This is a genomic window from Armatimonas sp. (genome assembly GCF_043757465.1).
Taxonomy (GTDB): Bacteria; Armatimonadota; Armatimonadia; order Armatimonadales; family Armatimonadaceae; genus Armatimonas.
The window spans coordinates 59,758-76,990 of the sequence record NZ_JAYVPL010000158.1 but is presented as its reverse complement, the minus strand read 5'-3'; the positions used below and the strand labels follow the sequence as shown (position 1 = coordinate 76,990).

The following is a 17,233-nucleotide window of genomic DNA, read 5'->3' as shown; positions in this document are numbered from 1 at the left end:
ATCATAGGAGCGCTATGCTTTCACTTGACGCTGCCTTTTTGGCTCCTAATGTCACTCCTGAGCTGGTCGCCCAACAGACCGAACGCCTCGCCCTTGCCCACGCCACGCTAACAAACGGCACTGGCGCGGGTTCGGATTTTCTGGGCTGGCTCGATCCCGCCGCCATGGCCGACGATGCCCTGCTCGACGAGATCGAGAGTATCGCCACGGAGCTGCGTGCCCGCACGGATGTGCTGGTCTCGGTGGGAATCGGCGGCTCGTATCTGGGGGCGCGTGCCGTGATCGAGGCGCTCTCAGATAGTGTGGATCGCCCCGTGCTCTTTGCCGGACAGAACCTCTCGGCGCGCTACCACACCGAGCTGCTCAAGAGCATCGCGGGCAAGAAAGTGGCGGTCAATGCGATTAGCAAGTCCGGCACCACCACCGAGCCCGCCGTCGCGTTTCGCATTCTGCGTGCGCTCGCCGAGCCCGGCTGCATTGTGGCGACTACGGACAAAAACAAAGGTGCCCTGCGCAAAGTCGCGGGTGGAGCGGGCTGGCGGACACTGCCCATTGAGGACAGTATCGGCGGGCGCTACTCCGTACTCTCGCCCGTGGGGCTGCTGCCCATCGCCTATGCCGGAATTGATATTCGCGAGCTCCAGCGCGGCGCGATCGCCTGCGCCCGTGCCTGTGCGGAGCCCGATCCGAAGAAAAACCCGGTGCTCTTCTACGCCGCCGCACGCAATTTGCTCTACCAGCAGGGCTTTCTGATCGAGGCACTCGCCAGCTTCGAGCCGCGTCTGCACTATGTTTTAGAGTGGTGGAAACAGCTCTTTGGCGAGAGCGAGGGCAAGAACCATACGGCCCTCTACCCATCGTCGGTGGAGTTCACCACGGATCTGCACTCGATGGGCCAGTACTTCCAGGAAGGTCGCCGCGCACTGATTGAGACCTTCCTCATCATCGAGGACGGTGAGCCATCGCTCACGCTGCCTACGGGTGACAATGCCGATGAGCTGGGCTACTTAGTGGGGCAGGAGCTCACGACCATCAACCACGCGGCCTACCAGGCTACCGCACTCGCGCATAGAGAGGGCGGCGTTCCCAGCCTCACGATCCGCCTGCCGAAGCTCGATGCCTACCACCTGGGCTTTTTGCTCTACTTCTTCGAGCGCGCCTGTGGCGTCAGTGGCTATTTATTGGGCGTCAATCCCTTTGATCAGCCCGGTGTCGAGGCGTACAAGCTCAATATGTTTGGCTTGCTGGGCAAGCCCGGTGCAAAGATCTCGCAAGAGGAGCTTCTGGCTAAAGTGGGGGCGGCGGGCGACGAAGCAATAGTGCGGTTTTAGTGAGTCGCCCCCGTTCATGGGGGCGAAAACACCTCCCAGTGGGGCCACCAAACAGGAGATTCAGGTAAAATCCCCTCATGCTTCCTTCGCCCCTTTCTTTTCGTCGCCGCGTGCTTGCCAACGGCTTAGTCATTCTCACCCACGAGAGCCCTAAAAGCCCGACGGTCGCGATTCAGGTCTGGTACAAAGTCGGGGCGAAAGACGACCCGGTGGGCAAGTCCGGGTTCGCACATCTCTTTGAGCATCTGATGTTCAAGCGCACACGTAACATGCCCGATGAGCAGCTCGATAGATTTACCGAGGATGTGGGCGGGGCGAACAACGCCTACACGACTCCCGATGTGACGGTCTACCATGAGGTCGTGCCCTCAAATCACTTGGAGCGCCTGCTCTGGGCAGAGGCGGACCGGATGGCGGGTCTGCAAGTGGACGAGAGCAACTTCTTCTCCGAACGCGATGTGGTTAAAGAGGAGTACCGGCAGAGTGTGCTCGCCAACCCGTATGGTCGGCTGGACGACGCACTGGAGGGGCGCTCGTGGGCGGCGCATCCCTACAAGCGGCCCGTGATCGGCAATATCGCGGAGCTGGACGCGGCCACGCTGGGCGATGTCAAGGCGTTTCATGCGACTTTTTATCGCCCCGACAACGCCGTCTTAGTGATCGCGGGAGACTTTGACCCGGCGCAGTGTGACGGATTTGTAGACCGCTACTTTGGGAGAATTCCCCGTCCTGAGAGCGCGATCCCGCGCGTCACCGTGAAGGAACCCACTCGGAAAGCGGCGCGGCGGCTGGAAGTGCACGGCCCGAGTGTGCCCCTGCCCGCCTTTGCACTGAGCTACTTAATTCCGAGCCAGCGTCACAAAGACGCGCTCGCACTTCAGATCCTGGACGCCATTCTCTCCGGCAGTGAGGCGGCGCGTTTTCACCAGAGCCTGATCTACAAACAGCAGCTTGCCTCCGACGCGAGCACCAGCGCGGATCTGCGCACGGATGCGGGAATGTTCACCGTGAAGTGCGTCACAGCGGGCGGCAAGAGCTTAGATGCCTTGCTCAAGGCGACTCTAGCGGAGCTGGAGAAGGTCAAGAAACAGCCTGTGAGTGCGGCGGAGCTGGCACGGGTTCGGACGCTCCTTCTGGTAGGGGCACTGAATCAAAAAGAGACTGCCGAGGGAATTTCCGGAGCACTGGGCAACGCGGAGGTATTGCTCGGAGGGGCGGATAAAGTCAACACCCGCCTCGCGGCGCTGCTTGCTGTCACGGCGGCGGATGTTCAGCGCGTGGCGAAGCTCTATCTGACCGAGGCCAACTCCCTTCTGATTCGCTACACCACAGGGCAAGCACCCACGGTTCCAATGTCGCTGAAGAAAATGGCTCCTAAGGAGACGGCGGCTTCTCCCGAAGAGCAAGCGCCGGTGCCCGCGAGCCCACGTCCGGCACTCTTGCCCACGCTCACGGATCGGACGCTGGCAAACGGTCTACGAATGGTGCATGCCGCGCGGCCGGGTTCGGGGCTGATTACTCTGGATCTGGTGGTGCCGGGCGGTGCCGGAATTGTGGGAGTGCCCAAGGCGGGTCTGGCGACTCTGACGGCGACGTTACTCACGCGGGGCACGAGCACAGGCAAGAGTGCCTCACAGATTGCGGCTCAGGCGGAGGCGCTGGGCGGCTTCCTAGGTGCCTCAGCGGACTGGGATAGTCTCTCGGTGGGCATCACGGTTCCCCGGAGCAATGCAGGAGCTGCACTGGCGCTTCTAGCCGAGGTCGTGCAGAAGCCTGCATTCGCGAGCGCGGAAGTCGCCCGGGCGCGCGCCGAGGCAATAGACGACGTAACGCAGGCACTGGAGGAGCCCTCGACTCTGGCACGGGGCATCGTCCAGCGCTTGTTCTTCGGACAGAGCGGCTACGGCAACCGTCTTGGGGGACTCCCCAGCACGCTGGCAAAGCTGACACCAGCGGATATTCGGGACTACTGGCAGCAGGTATTCACTCCAAGTCGTGCGACACTGATCGTCACGGGCGATCTGACGGCAGCGGCGGCGCTTACCCAGGCACAGAAGCACTTTGGGAGCTGGCAAGCCCGTGCCCGTGCGCTTCCGACTCCCAAAGTCGCCTTCCAGAGGGTACCCAGTGTGGTGGTGCTCGATAAGCCTGATGCAGGCCAGGCCGCCGTGCTGCTTGCTCTGCCGAGCCTGCGCCGCGCCGATGTGCGCTATGCGGTAGGTGAGGTTGCCAATGCGATTTTAGGGGGCGGGTACTCCTCAAGAGTGAACCGAGCGGTGCGCATCGAGCGAGGGCTCTCCTACGGCGCGGGCAGCGGGCTGGGAGCGCGGCGCTACGCCGGGCTCTTCCAGCTCTCCTGCCAGACCAAGAACGAGTCCGCAGCAGAGGTGGCGACCCTCTTTCTCGACGCGCTCAAGACCCTCGCCACGGCTCCGATTGACGACGCCGAGCTTATGGCGCGTAAGTCCCCACTTCTTGGCCCCGCCACTCGCGCGATGGAGACAGGCAGCAGCCTCGCCGGGGCGCTCTCCAGCCACCTGAGCCTCGGTCTGCCGCTCAGTGAGTTCGGCAGCCTCCTGGCCACGATCCCCACGCTCACGGAGGCGCAAGTGCGTACTTTCGCGGCACAAGCCCTCGCCACGGATCAAGCGCGATTCGTCATTGTGGGAGATGCCAAGCAGTTTCTCCCCGCGCTTCAGAAAGCCTTCGGCCCCGTGACCGTCTGGAAAAAATGGGGCGGGTGAGCCACAAAAAAGCCCGGCCTCGAGGAGGCCGGGCTTTTTATGCCCAAGGGGGGACTCGAACCCCCACACCTTGCGGCACCAGTACCTGAAACTGGCGTGTCTACCATTTCACCACCTGGGCAGGAAACTAGCGAGACTGATTGTAGGCCATGAGGCGCACTTTGTCAAGTTAGAGATTTTGAGAAATTTAGAGAGCGCTAAATTCCACAAACAAAGCGCCCCGGGTTGAGAATATTGTAGGGGTCGAGGGCCTCTTTTACCCGCTCATGGAGGATACGCGCGGAGGGAGCGGGGAACCAGAGCGTCTCCAGATCGCCGGTTCGTAGAGACAGAGGGCCGTGCAGGAGGGTAAAACGCACGCCCCGTACTTTCGCCAGAAGCAGCGCCTTATGGACTCCTGTGAGGGCACTGTCACTGACTTCGTCCCAGGTCAGGGTGAGCGCCCCGATCCCAAGCCAGGTATCCAGAGTGGCTCCGGTCTCGGCAAGGGCATCGAAGGCGGCATTGTGCAGGGCGACAGCCTCCGTGGGGCTGGTGCTCAGGCGCACCTGAACCGGTGTGGAGGGGGTTTCCGGGACGAGCTCGCCGGGGTAGACCTGAGAGACAAGCAACTGACACGCTTGGGTGATCGCACCCGCCCGCTCGGTGGCCTCCTGGGTGACAATCGCATCACCATGGTAGAGCGCCACCAGAAAACGCCCCTGAGTGTCCTCGTGGAGCAAGAGGCTCACCGGGCGCGTCTCCTGCCAGAGCCGCACCGCCGCCGTACTGAGATCGCTTGCGGGGCTGACCTGCGCCACCAGGGTGCGCGCGGTCTCGGGCTTGGGGCTGACCTTGAAAGTGGCCTCCACAATCACCCCGAGGGTGCCCAGCGCCCCGACATGGAGCTTGGGCAGGTCGTAGCCGGTGACATTCTTGACCACCTTACCACCGCCCTTGATCAGCCGCCCTTGCGCATCCACCACCGTGATCCCAATCAGCCAGTCGCGAACCGTGCCGTAGCCGAGCCGTAGCGGGCCACAGGCATTGGTTGCCAGAATCCCTCCCAGAGTGGCCTTCTCCGACTGGGGTGGGTCCAGCGGGAGGAACTGCCCGTGCTGAGCAAGCTGTGACTGGAGGTCGGTAAGAGTCATTCCCGCTTGAGCCGTGACAGTCATATCGGCGTACTCATGGGCTACTAGGGCGCTGAGTGCGCTCAGATCCAGGAGGATATCGGCTTTGCGCGGCACCCCTCCGTAGTCCTGACCCGTGCCCCCTCCCCAGGGAATCACGCTCAGGCCGGTTTCGTGTGCTTGGCGTAAGACATCCTGCACACCTTCGACACTCTGTGGGCGCACCCGCTCCGCTGCCACTTTTCCCAATACTTCCGCTTCGTTCACGCTGGGATTATACCCCCCAAATGTAAGGGGGTATCATAATAGCCTATGACCAGATCCACTCTTGTTTTTCAGCGGTGCCTTGCCTTCACCCTGGAGCGTCTCGGGTATAAGGTCGCTCAGATGCCGCGTGCGAAGGTACTCCGTCTGGGAACACGTCTAGGGCGGCTCGGTTTCTGGTTGGTGAAGCGCCCCCGAACAACCTCTCTGCGTAATCTGCGGCTGATCTACGGCGACGCGCTCACCGAAGCCCAGCGCCGCGAGCTGACACGGAAGGTCTTTGAGCACTTTGGGCGGGTGACTCTGGATTTCTACCGCTCCGCCTTGCGCGGCGACGATAATATCCTGGAACTTGTCACGGAGATCGAGGGCTGGGAGAGCTCCAAGCAGGCGTTGGATGCGGGCAAGGGGCTGATTGGAGTGGGGGGGCACTTGGGGAACTTCGAGATATTTGCACGCTATGCTGCCAAGTCTGGGGTGCCGCTCACGGTCGTGGCACGTGATCCTAACGATCCCGTCTTTGGAGCGATGGTCAAGAAGATCCGCCAGAGCGGTGGCTATGAGGTTGTGAGTAAGGGAGGTGCCTCCCTTCGCAAGCTGTTCGTGGCGCTTAAAAAAGGAGAGGCAATCGCGATGCTGACCGATCAGAACAGCGGCGATGTCTTTGTCCCGTTTCTTGGCATTCCCGCGGGCACGGTGACAGGGCCCGCAACACTGGCTTTGAAGACGGGGGCGCCCTTGATCGTCTCGTACTGCGTGATGAAGCCCGATAGCACCTATAAGATTGTGGTGCACGAGCCGCTCTGGCCTAAAGAGAACGAGAGCGAGGCGAGCCTCATGACGCGGGTCAATCTGGCGCTGGAAGAAGGCATCCGCCAGTATCCCGAGCAGTATCTCTGGCTCCACAACCGCTGGAAGTCGGCTTTCGAGGAGAAAAACGCCTCCCGCTGGCCCAGCGGCTACGACCTGCCCGCCCTCAAAGCAAAATGGCAGGGAGGTTAGCTGTCCGGGTGAATGGTGAGCGTGCGAGGGCGAAGGGCACCGTCGAAGGAGAAGTTCCAGCCGAGCACGGCGTTGATGTCCGCAAACTTGGCGACCGTGTGCTCGGCAATGATCTGTGTGGGAATGAGGGTGCTTTGGCCACTGAGAAGCAGAGAGAACTTGCCGTTTTTCTCGATCAGCGTGCCGCCAAAGAAGTCCGCCCAGTCGCGGATTGCCACCCAGACCCGGCTCTCGACAAACCACGCATCGAGGCTGAGCGCCTTGGCTCCTTCGCCGCGATCCAGAAAGACCGCCACGGTGTCGGGGGGAGCAATCGGTTTGGGAATGGGGAGGGGCTCTGGGGTGGGCGCAGCAGCGGTGGGCGCTGCAAACGTAGGAATGAGCGCATCCAGAGCACTCCAACCGTCGGTGCGCACCAGCTCGCGCAGCACGGAGATGCGTTTATTCGTCTTGATCTGGTAGTGGGGGGTGTCCGGGAAATCGCTCCAGCGCCCGCCCCACTCCAGCCCGAGTGCCTCACCTAGCGGGCCCATTTTCTTGTAGTGCGGCGACTCCGGCAGGTACTTGTCGTGCTCAAAAAGCCCAATATCCACGGCGATCTGGTAGTTGTGGTTGCTTTGTCCCCCGCGTGCATTGGTGACTTTCGGCCCCTCTGTCGTGCGGCCTTTGGCAAAGAGCGCGTCCTGCTCCGCCCACGTCCGGTTGGCGCTGATAATCTTTGCCTCCAGCCCCTTGCTGGCGGCGTAGGTCTTCAGGGCGCGCAGCAGGGCGCGAAAGTGCGGCTGGGCCTTGGGCCGCAAGGTGGCGAGGTTCTTCTCGGAGCGCTTCTCGAACTCAGGTGTCGGCATATCCACCCTCCTTGCGAGGAGTATACCCGCTATGCCTCCAACCCAACCCTCCGCGATCTCCGTCGCCGCCGAGATTTGAGCAGCGCCATTCCCATAGAGCCACCCAGTAAGTCCAGAAAGATAATTCCGCCCACATAGGTCGCGGTGATCGTCCCTAGAGAGCGTGCTGATGCCCACTCAAAGCGCATCACGGACGCTGTAATGAGCTCGTGATAACGGCGAAGCATTCTCTGATCGGACTCCTGCCACATAATATGGTCTTTCAGATACTCGCCTGCCCGTCCCCACTCCTGTCGTGCTGCTTCTGGGGTGCTGACAGTCAAGGGGGCGCTCAAACCGGCGACCATGTGACGGGAATGATTGAAGAAATCGTTGGCTGAAACGCTTTTTGCTAAAGGCCGAAAGGCACTGAATCCATTGCGTGGGACGATAAAACGGTTCTTGTACTTCAGCTCCTCAGGCACCGAAATCTGATTTTGAGAGACATGAAATTCAGAATCCCGTTTTACAATTAATACGGTGTACTTGCTGTAGTGGCGGATCCCTTTTCTTAAGAGCGCGATCTCTTCGCTTCGGAAATTTGAGCCTGCGATGGTATCGGCGTAGAGAGCGGGAGCATCGAAGCGGGAGTGGAAGGCTCGCTCTGGCAGGGCTCCGGTGAACTTCCAGCCGCCCCAGAATGTACAGGCGATGATAGCTGCAAGGCTCCCAAAGGTGAACCGCCGCGTCTGTGAGCGGCAGGCAGCCAGTGCGAGGAAAAACGTGAGAGCGAGGGGGAGAACTATGGGAATGAAGGCACCTAGGCTACCTAGCCAGCCTGCGGGGAGCTTGCTTCCAAACGAGAAGCAGATCATGCCCCAGGTCAGGCCAAGGACGGCGATGGCTACGCTGGTATTTTGCAGGGATTTTGTGCCGCTGTGGCGCAGAAAGACCGGCGACCAGGCGCGGCTGATGCCTCGGGAGAGCTTGCTCACAGGGAGGAAATTCGTGACGGCATGGCGCTCGTAGACATCGGCCTGGTGGCGCAACTCATCGGCGGTATCCGAGAGATGTGCCTGCGTTTCGGCGACCACTTCCTCGATTTTTTCCGGGGGTAGCGTCCCCGTGAGGCGCTGACGGAGCGCATCGCTGTACTCTTCAATCGTCTCGGGATTCTGGGTGAGCTTACGCATTTTGCACCTCCGGCTTGGCAAGGAGACTGGTGACGGAGCGGGAGAATGCCTCCCAGCCGATGCGCTTTTCCTCTAGTTTTTTGTTACCAGCCTCCGTGAGCTGGTAGACCTTGCGGGCGGGCTTGCCCTCTTGCGGCACCCACTCCGCCTCGATCATGCCCTCGGTTTCCAGTCGGTGCAGAATCGGGTAGAGCTGGCCGTCTTGAATCCTCATGCCGTCCAGTCCATTGACCCGCCGTGTGATCTCATAGCCATGCTGTGGCCCGCCGGAAAGAGTCGCTAAAATCAGTGTCTCAGGATCGCCGCGAAATGCCATTTGATTTATCTCCGAAATAGTTATATCTCAAAAAATGATATATGGTCAAGCCTCCCCCCGCGCCTGAGAGCGCGACCCCCTCCGGCTCCGCGAAGGGGGTATACTTTGCTACATGAGCACCACTTTGCAAGCCAGCCTGCTGGACCTCATCCGCCGCACTTCTTCCGACCTGCCTGCCGATATTCGTGAGGCAATGGAAAGGGGCCGCGCCGTGGAGATGAAAGACAGCCGCGCCCTGATGGCGCTGGACACGATTGACTGTAATATCGCCACTGCCGCACAAGACTCTGCCCCGATCTGCCAGGACACCGGGATGATCAAGTTCTACGTCCACTACCCGATTGGCTACGATATTCTCACCTTCGAGGAGGCTGCCCGCGCCGCTGTGTCTGAAGCAACGGCGATTGGCTACCTACGCCAGAACTCCGTGGACTCCATCACGGGCAAGAACACGGGCAACAATCTGGGGCCGGGGACGCCGCAGTTCCATTTCCAGGCATGGCGAAAAGACACGGTAGATGTCCGGCTGATGCTCAAGGGCGGGGGCTGCGAGAATGTCGGGGCGCAGTATAGCCTTCCGGCGGAACTCACAGAGATTGGGAAAAAAGCGGGCCGCAACATCGAGGGCGTGAAGCTCGTGGTGCTGGACGCGGTCTGGAAAGCGCAGGGCAAGGGCTGTGCGCCTGGCTACATCGGGGTCTGTATCGGCAGCGACCGGGCGCATGGTCTAGAGATCGCCAAAGAGCAGCTCCTACGCACCGTCGGCGATAGTAACTCGGACATGCAGCTAAGTGCACTGGAGCACGAAATCACGCGCATCTGCAACGGCCTGGGGATCGGCCCTATGGGCTTTGGCGGGAACACGAGCCTTCTGGGCTGCAAGATCACGGCGCAGAACCGCCTCCCCGCCAGCTTCTTTGTTTCCGTGAGCTATGCCTGCTGGGCACACCGGCGGCGTGGAGTGACTCTCAACCCCACCACCAACGCAATCACCGGCTGGCTCTACGAAGAGGCGAGCGAGACGCTGGCGCACGACGTTAGTCCAGCTTGAGGTGTTCCGTGCACTCGGCTTCGAGGGCCACGCGGGTCCAGGGGACTTTGCGGTACGCGCGGCGGCAGGCTAGCTCCATCTGGTCGGTGTAGTGCGGCGACTCGGGATCATCGGAGTTGCCGTAGGGCTGCGCGGCCCAGAGCTCCGGGTGGGCCGTGTCGGAGAGCTGCGCTAGCATCCGAAACGAGGAGCCAAATGTCACGGTTATCCGCCCGTCGGGGCCGGGTTCGCCGCCATGGGGGCAGAGCGACTCGCCGCCACCGTCCATGGGCAGATCAACCCCGCCGCGTCGGTGCCGGTGCAGCTCACCCCAGGGCACGTCCAAGGGCAGGCCAAGGCGCGCGAGCCGTGTTATTGCCTGTGCCAGGCTCCCCTCCCGCAAGGCGAGCTGGAAGAGTGCTGCCCCGCGAGCGTCTCGCGTGAGCGTTCGATCCCAGCTCTGCAAGATTGGCAGTGCTTGGCTTCCCCTTGCCTCCGCAAGGAGGCGGGGGAGGTGCGTGTCGGCACTGAGATCGCGGCAGTCCGTCGCGATGGTTTTTGCGAGCGCAAGATCCAGAGAACCCGCTTGCTCTAGGAGCACGTGGAGCCGTTGGCCGCGCAGGGTCTGTGAGTCCGGGGCGAGCCAGGCGGGAAAAGGCCCAGGAGGTGTGAGGTTTGCGCCCGCCCCCGTGCGGGTTGGGCCGTCGTTACAGCTCTGGAAAAAGCCCTGCGGCGCACTCTCACACTGGGGAAGTTCCGCGAACTCTACCGGCTCGCCCCACTCCGTCGCGCTTGTCCAGCCCGGCACCGGGCCGCTGAAGTCGAAGCCATCGGGCCGACGAGGAATCCGCCCGCCCCAGACATAGCCTACCTGGCCGCTCGTATCTCCAAAGAGATGATTGAACATCACCGTGCCACGCAGAGCGAGTGCTTGGCGGTACTCGCTGACAGTGGTTGCGACTCCCTGGGCGCGGCTCTGGAGAACATTGCCCGCCTCACTGCCGCCCGCTTTACGCACGGCGATTCCTTCCGCAAGCAGTGGCCCGTGGTGGGAGTAGGCGATTTTCCGGGAGACCTCGCCGCCGCCCTTGACCTTGAAGACAAACCCGCGAAACTCCAGCGCACGCGTCTGAGTGTCGTACTCGTAGCCGTCTTTATTTTTTCCTCGCAAGCGCAGCACATAGAGGTCTGAGAGATCCGGCTGGTTCACCGTATTCGCCCATGCTAAGTGGGCGTTGCAGGCCATCCCTAAGTAGGGCAGACCGACAAAAGTCACCCCGTGCTGATCGAACTCGCCGCCCACGAGCCGCGCCTCGTACCAGCGGTAGAAGCCCTGGAGGGGCAGGTGCGGGTCCATCGAGATAAGGCTTCCATTGCCTGATTTCAGCTTTGTGGGAGCCACCACAAAGGCATTCGAGCCCGCCGCCAGCCCTTCCTGCGAGAAGGCGAGGTTCACAAAGAGTGCGAAGGTAAGAATGTCTTGTGGTGTCACCATAAACGCCCCCTCGGGTCGCCGCTCTTGCGCCTCTTTTTGCCACCGATTGATCCCCGCTGCAAACGCCCCAATCTCCGCGCGGACGACGCCCGGTAGGGTACGCCAGGTGGTTTGTGCCCGCTCGCTCAGGCAGAAGGCGCGCACGGCAACATCCCCCTCCAGTGCCGTGATTCCGTCTAGCTCCGCCAGCTCACCTCGGGCTTGTTTCAGGTTGCGAATCAGCGCCTCCAGCCGGTCTTTTGCCTGGATGTACCCGAAGCCAAAGAAAAGTGCCGCTGTGGTATCGGCATAGAGATGCGGGATACCGTAGGCATCGCGGAAGATTGTCACGGGCATTTTGGCTAGCCCCCCCAGACGCGTGGTGTATGCTCTGTATCCTCCACCACCTGGTTGTGACGGAAGATATGCTGTGCTGTATCGGACCAGGACTCCCACGTGGTGCGTGGGACGGTAATCACAGGAGTGCGGATAAAGCCGCGCTCATAGACAATGGCGTACATGGTGCGTGGGGAGTCGGAGTCGTTGGGCATCCCTCGGTGCCACATTCGCATGTCGCGCAGGATAAAGCTCCCCACAGGAATTTCCGTGCGCACGGAGGGAAACGCCGCCGCCCGCTCGTCGTCGAGCACGCCCCCGAGAATCGAGTGTGTCCCCGGCCAGACCTCGGTTGCGCCATTGGCAATCGTGAAGTCGCAGAGCGGGATATTGAGCACGAGGGTCGCCACCGGATGCGCGACACCCATCAAGTGCCCGGTATCTCGGTGCACGGGCTGGATTCCAGAGCCGGGCAGGGCGGTATTGGTATGGAAAAACGCGCACTGGATGTCCTCGCCCAGCAGTGCCTGCATGAGCTGAACCGCCACGGGCTGCGCCACAAGCTGCGTGTGGGCCAGAGGCAGGTGCAGAGGGGGAAAGAAGCCGATGTGGTTCTTCCCAAAGGTCTTGCCCTCCAGCGCCGCGAGCCCGCCCTTGCTCTGGATAAACCGCGCTAGCTCTCTTTCGTAGGCCGTGCGCATCGTCTCAAGAAACACGGCATCGTAGACATTTTCGACCACCACGTAGCCCACATCATTGAATGTCTGCACCGCTTTGTTCAGGCGTTCTGGTGGGAGTAAGCCCGCTGCTTTTTCGTCGTTGGTGAGTTTCATACGGCTATTTTACCCAAGAATACCGAACTCAGAGGCGAGGCAATCGTGTACAATACGGCTATGAAGGCAACCCCAGAGACGCGGCAACGAATGATCCTTGCGGTAACGGGCCTGCTCACCCCACTTGCGTTCTGGATCGCCTTTGGGCTCTACGACCGCTTTACACCAAGGCACCGCATGCCCGAGGGCTTCTTTTTTGATCCCACACGGGTCTCCCCCGAAGAGCGGATGCGGACACAGATCCTGCGTGCGCACCTCCTGGAGGCAGCAAGGCAGGGCGACTGGCGTCGGGTCAGCCGCGCGGCGGACGACACTTGTGGCGTGGACTGTCCGCCACCGATCTTCCCGCTTCAGGCAGAGGCACACTGGCGGTTGGGGGAGCGGAAAAAAGGTGCGGATCTCTGGGCCAAGGGCCTCGCCTGGGAGAGCTCCGTGGCGCAGGCGCAGGTTCAGGCACTGAAAGGGGACAGCGCGGCCTATACGGCCTATGTTGCCCCACTGCTCAGCAACCCTGAGCGTGGCCTCAACAACGATATCGCCTGGGCTTGTGTTCTCCTACCGGATGTGCTCCCAGACTACACACTGGTCGTCGCGCGGGCGCAAAAGGCACTTCAGGAAGCCGAGCTGCCTGAGGGCAAGGCCAATGTTCTCAACACACTGGGTGTCGCTCTCTACCGGGCAGGCCGCTACAGCGACGCACTGGCCCGGCTCCAGGAGAGCGAGCGTCTCCAGCACGAGATGATGAACAGTGTTTTTATCGCGCTCTGTTACCACAAGCTCGGAGATAGAGCTCGCGCACGACACGAGGCGGACAGCTACCAGCAGTTCCTGAGGAACTCGCTCCCGGATAACTCTCGCAACCGTCTGGAGTACGTCCTCTTTGAAAAAGAGCTCCGTGCTGTCTTGCCCGCTACGCCCCCCAAGAAAGCCATGACCCCGTGACCCCGTCCGCTTCCGATGTCTCCTCGGCGCGCGCCTCGCTGCTTGTCCTAGGAACCGCCGCCTTTCTCGTTCAGGCCGATGCGCGGGTGATGGACCCGCTCCTCAAAATAGTTGCGAGCGACTTGCACGTTACCAAAGAGGGGGCCAGTATCGCGCTGACTCTCTATGCCTTCGCCTACGGCCTTTTCCAGCTCTTCTATGGCCCGCTGGGCGATAGGATCGGTAAGCTGAGAGTGATGGCAGCGGCGCTGGGGCTCTTTGCGCTGGGGGAAGTCTTGGGCAGCTTCATGCCCAACCTGCCTCTCTTCACGGCGCTGCGTTTTCTCACCGGAACCGTTGCTGCCGCCGTGATCCCGCTCTCGCTGGGCTATATCGGCGATAAGTTCCCCTACCAGGAACGCCAAGTTACCCTCGGACGGTTCATGAGCGCCCTGATGCTGGGGCAGATTCTGGGCAGTGCGCTGGGGGGCATCTTCGGGGAGTATTTAAGCTGGCGGGTGATCTACCGCATCTTCGCAAGCGTCTCGCTGCTCATGGCATTTTTGCTCCTGCGGGAGAGCCAGCGTGCGCCGGAGACACCGCGTCCGGAGCGGAAGTTCTCTTTTGCCCCGTATCTGACGCTCTGGGCCAAGCCGATGACCCGGGTTGTGCTGGGGACAGCCTTTGTGGAGGGCTTCTTTATTTTTGGAGGCTTGCCGTTTCTGGGCGCTTCTCTTAAAGAGCGTTTTTCACTCTCGTATCTCACTGTCGGGTTGCTCCTGGGCTGTTTTGGCATCGGCGGGCTGATCTACAGCGCGTCGGTGAAGAAGCTGGTGCCTAGGATTGGGGAGCTGGGGACGCTGCTTTTTGGGGGATCGCTCCTGCTGGTAGGCTACACGCTTATCGGCTGGCTGCCTGCCTGGTGGCTCTTTATCCCGGCTATTGTGATCTTTGGGATGGGCTACTACACCATGCACGGCCCGCTCCAGACCCGCGCCACCGAGCTGGCCCCGGAGATGCGTGGTACGGCGGTCTCGCTCTTCGCCTTCGCGTTCTTTTTAGGGCAGGCGGCAGGCCCGGCGGTGCTGGGGTGGGTGCTAAAAACCCAGGGCTACGGGATCGGGTTCTCGGTGGCAGGGGTCGGCCTCTTCGTCCTCGCTCTCGTCGCGCGGCGGCTCTTTAAACAGAACGCGTAGGGCAGTCGGCTCAGAGAGAAACCATTTTTTAGGTTGCGAAGAGCTGAGCGCTAATATCGGCAAACGCCTTGAACTCCAGCGCGTTGCCTGTGGGGTCCATGAGAAACAGTGTCGCCTGCTCCCCAACTTCTCCGGCGAAGCGGATGTACGGCTCGATCACAAAGACAATCCCTGCCTCTTTGAGCCGCGCGGCGAGCGCCTCCCAGACGGGCATTTCCAGCACCACGCCGTAGTGGGGCACAGGAACCCCGTGGCCGTCCACGCCGTTGTAGTGCGCCGCGAGCTGGCCGTTTTTACCTAAGCTGGGGTTTAGGTGACAGACAAACTGGTGCCCGAAGAGGTTGAAGTCCACCCAATGCGCCGCGCTGCGCCCCTCCGAGCACCCTAGAATGCCTCCGTAGAACTCCCGCGCCTCGGCGATATTGCGCACGGGAACCGCAATATGAAACGGGGTGAGCTGACTGGTTTTGGTTGTTTCCATGGGAGCTAGTGTACCCAGACACTACCCCATAATCTGCCATTCCGCGATCACATCTCGGACACCGGAGCGCTGGCGTAGCCCCTTGAGCAGGGCATCGCGCTCTGCGGAGAAAGTTGCTTCGTGCCCACGCATCGCCCGCACGCGTCCGTAGAGATGGATCACGCCATGGGTACACTGCACCTGCACCTCGCCGCAGTCCACACTGTGACGGGCCATCTCCGTACGTACATGACGACTCTCTTCTTTGGCCTCGGTCTTTTTGTTACTCACAGGAAGTACCTCTTTTGATCTGCACCTTATAACAACAAAAAGCACAGAGGCTTCGGGCCTGTGCGCAAAGATGCACCTGTACAGTACCACGTCTGGGAGTTTGCTAGGGGCGAGTCAAAAAATAAATCGTCGGCAAGATTCCCAGCCCAAAAAGCAAGAGAAACTGTCGGCTCTGAGATACCTTGCTGTCTTTGCGGCTGATAGAGTGTTGCCATCACAATAGGCACCCAGCCTGCTTGGCCCACAGCAATGGGAAGCCACCACCACTCAATCACAAAGATCAGACTCAGAACAAGGGAGCCAATGGTTCGTGCAGGAGTTTTCATACGGGCAGTAAGCCGCTTTTGCTGCGGCAGCGTCTGGCAGCGAGCGCCGTGTGGGGCGCACGTCTGGCGTTTGTGACGGGGCTATTGCTCATTGGCATCAAAGAGTTGCTGACAACAAACTGAGGTGATCCGGTAAACTGAGGACATGTCTTTTGATGTCACAGTAATCGGGGCGGGGATGGCGGGGAGCGAGGCGGCGTGGCAGGCGGCGCAGCGGGGGATGCGCGTGCGGCTGGTCGAGATGCGGCCCAAGAAGCTGACTCCGGCGCACCAGAGCGATAAGGCGGCGGAGATTGTCTGCTCCAACTCGTTTAAGAGCAATCATCTTTCGAATGCGAGCGGCCTACTCAAAGACGAGATGCGAAAGCTGGATAGCATTATCGTGCGCTGCGCCGACGCCACTTCCGTTCCGGCGGGCGAGGCGCTGGCGGTGGATCGCGAGGCGTTCTCGGAGCTAGTGACGGAGCGGCTTCTCGCGCACCCGAGCATTGAGTTCGTCCGCGACGAAGCCACGGAGATTCCTGCGGAGGGAAAAGTCATTATCGCCAGTGGCCCTCTGACATCCGACACGCTCGCGGCGCAGATCGGGCAGCTCACGGGGCGCTACGATCTGTATTTTTACGATGCCGTCGCCCCGATTGTGGACGCCAGTACGATTGATTATTCGAAAGTCTTTCGGGCATCGCGGCGGGGCAAGGGGCTGGAGGCCGACACCTCCGACGATGCGGCGTATCTCAACTGCCCGCTTAATAAAGACGAGTACCACGCGCTCTGGCAGGCCATCACCGAGGCCGAGCTCGCGCCCGTGCATGACTTTGAGGATATAAAATACTTCGAGGCGTGTCTGCCTGTGGAAGAATTAGCACGGCGCGGCGAGCGAACGCTCTCGTTTGGCCCGCTCAAGCCCGTCGGCTTGGAGGATCCACGCACCGGGCGTCGTCCGTGGGCCGTGGTGCAGCTTCGGCAAGAAAATAAAGCCGGGACACTCTACAACTTGGTGGGCTTTCAGACCCGCATGAAGTGGGGGGCGCAGAAGAAAGTGCTTCAGCTCATTCCCGGCTTAGAGAACGCCGAGTTTGTGCGCTTTGGCGTCATGCACCGCAATACCTACATCCACTCCCCGAGCCTCTTAGACGCCACGCTCGCACTGAAAACCGACCCACGCATTCGCTTCGCGGGGCAGATTGTGGGTGTCGAGGGCTACTTAGAATCCGCCGCGATGGGCCTGATCGCCGGGCTCAACGCCACTTTAGAAACGCCTATTGTTTTCCCACAAACTACCTCGCTGGGTTGCCTGACGCACTATGTTGCAAACTACGAGGGCAAGGACTTCGCGCCGATGAACGCCAACTGGGGCATGATGCCGCCTTTAGAGGGCGATAGAATCCGCGACAAAAAAGAGCGAGGCCGCGCGATGGGCGCACGGGGCCAGAAAGACTTCGCCGACGTGCTGGCAACACTTTAGCAAGGGATGGGGAGTCGGCGTCTGAGCTTGTACCTGCTGCTGATTTGGATAGAATACTGCCTCAACAAAGACCTACCCCTAAGAACACGTTTTGCACACACGAAAGGAGCCG

The 17,233-nt window shown here is 61.0% G+C and carries 16 protein-coding genes and 1 tRNA gene; 7 read left to right on the top strand and 10 right to left on the bottom strand.

What is annotated here, in order from left to right:
- The first annotated feature begins 14 nt into the window (after positions 1–14).
- Entirely contained in the window at positions 15–1,331 is a 1,317-nt protein-coding gene (locus ACH2ED_RS22240; RefSeq protein WP_395094927.1) for a glucose-6-phosphate isomerase, read from the top strand.
- Between the two features lie 77 nt (positions 1,332–1,408).
- Positions 1,409–4,075 carry a M16 family metallopeptidase gene (locus tag ACH2ED_RS22235; protein WP_395094926.1) on the top strand — a complete coding sequence of 889 codons (2,667 nt, stop codon included), beginning with the start codon at positions 1,409–1,411 and terminating at the stop codon, positions 4,073–4,075.
- 40 nt (positions 4,076–4,115) lie between these two features.
- Here the strand turns inward: ACH2ED_RS22235 and ACH2ED_RS22230 are convergent.
- Both ACH2ED_RS22230 and ACH2ED_RS22225 read right to left on the bottom strand, forming a co-directional pair.
- Positions 4,116–4,196, bottom strand: a tRNA-Leu gene (locus ACH2ED_RS22230).
- Positions 4,197–4,272: 76 nt separating this feature from the next.
- The gene (locus ACH2ED_RS22225; RefSeq protein WP_395094925.1) at positions 4,273–5,454 is read right to left on the bottom strand and encodes an FAD-binding oxidoreductase; all 1,182 of its coding nucleotides are present in this window, start codon (positions 5,452–5,454) and stop codon (positions 4,273–4,275) included.
- Positions 5,455–5,499: 45 nt separating this feature from the next.
- Between ACH2ED_RS22225 and ACH2ED_RS22220 the strand changes: the two genes are divergently transcribed.
- Entirely contained in the window at positions 5,500–6,453 is a 954-nt protein-coding gene (locus ACH2ED_RS22220; protein ID WP_395094924.1) for a lysophospholipid acyltransferase family protein, read from the top strand.
- Here ACH2ED_RS22220 and ACH2ED_RS22215 read toward each other — a convergent pair.
- The 3 genes from ACH2ED_RS22215 to ACH2ED_RS22205 are packed head-to-tail and all read right to left on the bottom strand — an operon-like array spanning position 6,450 to position 8,789.
- The gene (locus ACH2ED_RS22215; protein WP_395094923.1) at positions 6,450–7,301 is read right to left on the bottom strand and encodes a M15 family metallopeptidase; all 852 of its coding nucleotides are present in this window, start codon (positions 7,299–7,301) and stop codon (positions 6,450–6,452) included. The genes ACH2ED_RS22220 and ACH2ED_RS22215 overlap by 4 nt on opposite strands.
- A 29-nt stretch (positions 7,302–7,330) precedes the next feature.
- Positions 7,331–8,473 (bottom strand): hypothetical protein, encoded by a 1,143-nt coding sequence (locus ACH2ED_RS22210; RefSeq protein ID WP_395094922.1) that lies wholly within the window; start codon positions 8,471–8,473, stop codon positions 7,331–7,333.
- The gene (locus ACH2ED_RS22205) at positions 8,466–8,789 is read right to left on the bottom strand and encodes a PadR family transcriptional regulator (protein WP_395094921.1); all 324 of its coding nucleotides are present in this window, start codon (positions 8,787–8,789) and stop codon (positions 8,466–8,468) included. The genes ACH2ED_RS22210 and ACH2ED_RS22205 overlap by 8 nt, the downstream gene beginning before the upstream one ends.
- 112 nt (positions 8,790–8,901) lie before the next feature.
- Between ACH2ED_RS22205 and ACH2ED_RS22200 the strand changes: the two genes are divergently transcribed.
- Entirely contained in the window at positions 8,902–9,840 is a 939-nt protein-coding gene (locus ACH2ED_RS22200) for a fumarate hydratase (RefSeq protein ID WP_395094920.1), read from the top strand.
- Here ACH2ED_RS22200 and ACH2ED_RS22195 read toward each other — a convergent pair.
- Positions 9,827–11,650, bottom strand: a complete 1,824-nt coding sequence (locus ACH2ED_RS22195; RefSeq protein ID WP_395094919.1) for a penicillin acylase family protein — start codon at positions 11,648–11,650, stop codon at positions 9,827–9,829. The two genes, ACH2ED_RS22200 and ACH2ED_RS22195, sit on opposite strands and share 14 nt — an antisense overlap.
- Positions 11,651–11,655: 5 nt before the next feature.
- The gene (locus ACH2ED_RS22190; RefSeq protein ID WP_395094918.1) at positions 11,656–12,462 is read right to left on the bottom strand and encodes a phytanoyl-CoA dioxygenase family protein; all 807 of its coding nucleotides are present in this window, start codon (positions 12,460–12,462) and stop codon (positions 11,656–11,658) included.
- A gap of 60 nt (positions 12,463–12,522) precedes the next feature.
- Here ACH2ED_RS22190 and ACH2ED_RS22185 point away from each other — a divergent pair, with 60 nt between their 5' ends.
- The gene (locus tag ACH2ED_RS22185; RefSeq protein WP_395094917.1) at positions 12,523–13,404 is read left to right on the top strand and encodes a hypothetical protein; all 882 of its coding nucleotides are present in this window, start codon (positions 12,523–12,525) and stop codon (positions 13,402–13,404) included.
- Positions 13,401–14,579 carry an MFS transporter gene (locus tag ACH2ED_RS22180; protein ID WP_395094916.1) on the top strand — a complete coding sequence of 393 codons (1,179 nt, stop codon included), beginning with the start codon at positions 13,401–13,403 and terminating at the stop codon, positions 14,577–14,579. The genes ACH2ED_RS22185 and ACH2ED_RS22180 overlap by 4 nt, the downstream gene beginning before the upstream one ends.
- A gap of 28 nt (positions 14,580–14,607) precedes the next feature.
- Here the strand turns inward: ACH2ED_RS22180 and ACH2ED_RS22175 are convergent, their stop codons facing one another.
- From ACH2ED_RS22175 to ACH2ED_RS22165, 3 genes are read right to left on the bottom strand one after another with little or no spacing between them, the layout of a single operon-like run.
- Positions 14,608–15,060 carry a VOC family protein gene (locus ACH2ED_RS22175; protein WP_395094915.1) on the bottom strand — a complete coding sequence of 151 codons (453 nt, stop codon included), beginning with the start codon at positions 15,058–15,060 and terminating at the stop codon, positions 14,608–14,610.
- A gap of 21 nt (positions 15,061–15,081) precedes the next feature.
- Positions 15,082–15,330 (bottom strand): hypothetical protein, encoded by a 249-nt coding sequence (locus tag ACH2ED_RS22170; RefSeq protein ID WP_395094914.1) that lies wholly within the window; start codon positions 15,328–15,330, stop codon positions 15,082–15,084.
- A gap of 26 nt (positions 15,331–15,356) precedes the next feature.
- Positions 15,357–15,656: a hypothetical protein gene (locus ACH2ED_RS22165; protein ID WP_395094913.1), complete on the bottom strand. Its 300-nt coding sequence runs from the start codon at positions 15,654–15,656 to the stop codon at positions 15,357–15,359.
- A gap of 145 nt (positions 15,657–15,801) precedes the next feature.
- Between ACH2ED_RS22165 and trmFO the strand changes: the two genes are divergently transcribed.
- The gene (gene trmFO / locus ACH2ED_RS22160) at positions 15,802–17,121 is read left to right on the top strand and encodes a methylenetetrahydrofolate--tRNA-(uracil(54)-C(5))-methyltransferase (FADH(2)-oxidizing) TrmFO (RefSeq protein WP_395094912.1); all 1,320 of its coding nucleotides are present in this window, start codon (positions 15,802–15,804) and stop codon (positions 17,119–17,121) included.
- Positions 17,122–17,233: the final 112 nt, after the last annotated feature.

Bases quoted from the DNA above. Each gene is read 5' to 3' on its own strand.
- ACH2ED_RS22200 (WP_395094920.1), top strand. From the start codon at position 8,902: ATGAGCACCACTTTGCAAGCCAGCCTGCTGGACCTCATCCGCCGCACT.
- ACH2ED_RS22165 (WP_395094913.1), bottom strand. From the start codon at position 15,656: ATGAAAACTCCTGCACGAACCATTGGCTCCCTTGTTCTGAGTCTGATC.
- ACH2ED_RS22235 (WP_395094926.1), top strand. From the start codon at position 1,409: ATGCTTCCTTCGCCCCTTTCTTTTCGTCGCCGCGTGCTTGCCAACGGC.
- trmFO (WP_395094912.1), top strand. From the start codon at position 15,802: ATGTCTTTTGATGTCACAGTAATCGGGGCGGGGATGGCGGGGAGCGAG.
- ACH2ED_RS22190 (WP_395094918.1), bottom strand. From the start codon at position 12,462: ATGAAACTCACCAACGACGAAAAAGCAGCGGGCTTACTCCCACCAGAA.
- ACH2ED_RS22210 (WP_395094922.1), bottom strand. From the start codon at position 8,473: ATGCGTAAGCTCACCCAGAATCCCGAGACGATTGAAGAGTACAGCGAT.
- ACH2ED_RS22185 (WP_395094917.1), top strand. From the start codon at position 12,523: ATGAAGGCAACCCCAGAGACGCGGCAACGAATGATCCTTGCGGTAACG.
- ACH2ED_RS22240 (WP_395094927.1), top strand. From the start codon at position 15: ATGCTTTCACTTGACGCTGCCTTTTTGGCTCCTAATGTCACTCCTGAG.
- ACH2ED_RS22195 (WP_395094919.1), bottom strand. From the start codon at position 11,650: ATGCCCGTGACAATCTTCCGCGATGCCTACGGTATCCCGCATCTCTAT.
- ACH2ED_RS22205 (WP_395094921.1), bottom strand. From the start codon at position 8,789: ATGGCATTTCGCGGCGATCCTGAGACACTGATTTTAGCGACTCTTTCC.
- ACH2ED_RS22215 (WP_395094923.1), bottom strand. From the start codon at position 7,301: ATGCCGACACCTGAGTTCGAGAAGCGCTCCGAGAAGAACCTCGCCACC.
- ACH2ED_RS22220 (WP_395094924.1), top strand. From the start codon at position 5,500: ATGACCAGATCCACTCTTGTTTTTCAGCGGTGCCTTGCCTTCACCCTG.
- ACH2ED_RS22175 (WP_395094915.1), bottom strand. From the start codon at position 15,060: ATGGAAACAACCAAAACCAGTCAGCTCACCCCGTTTCATATTGCGGTT.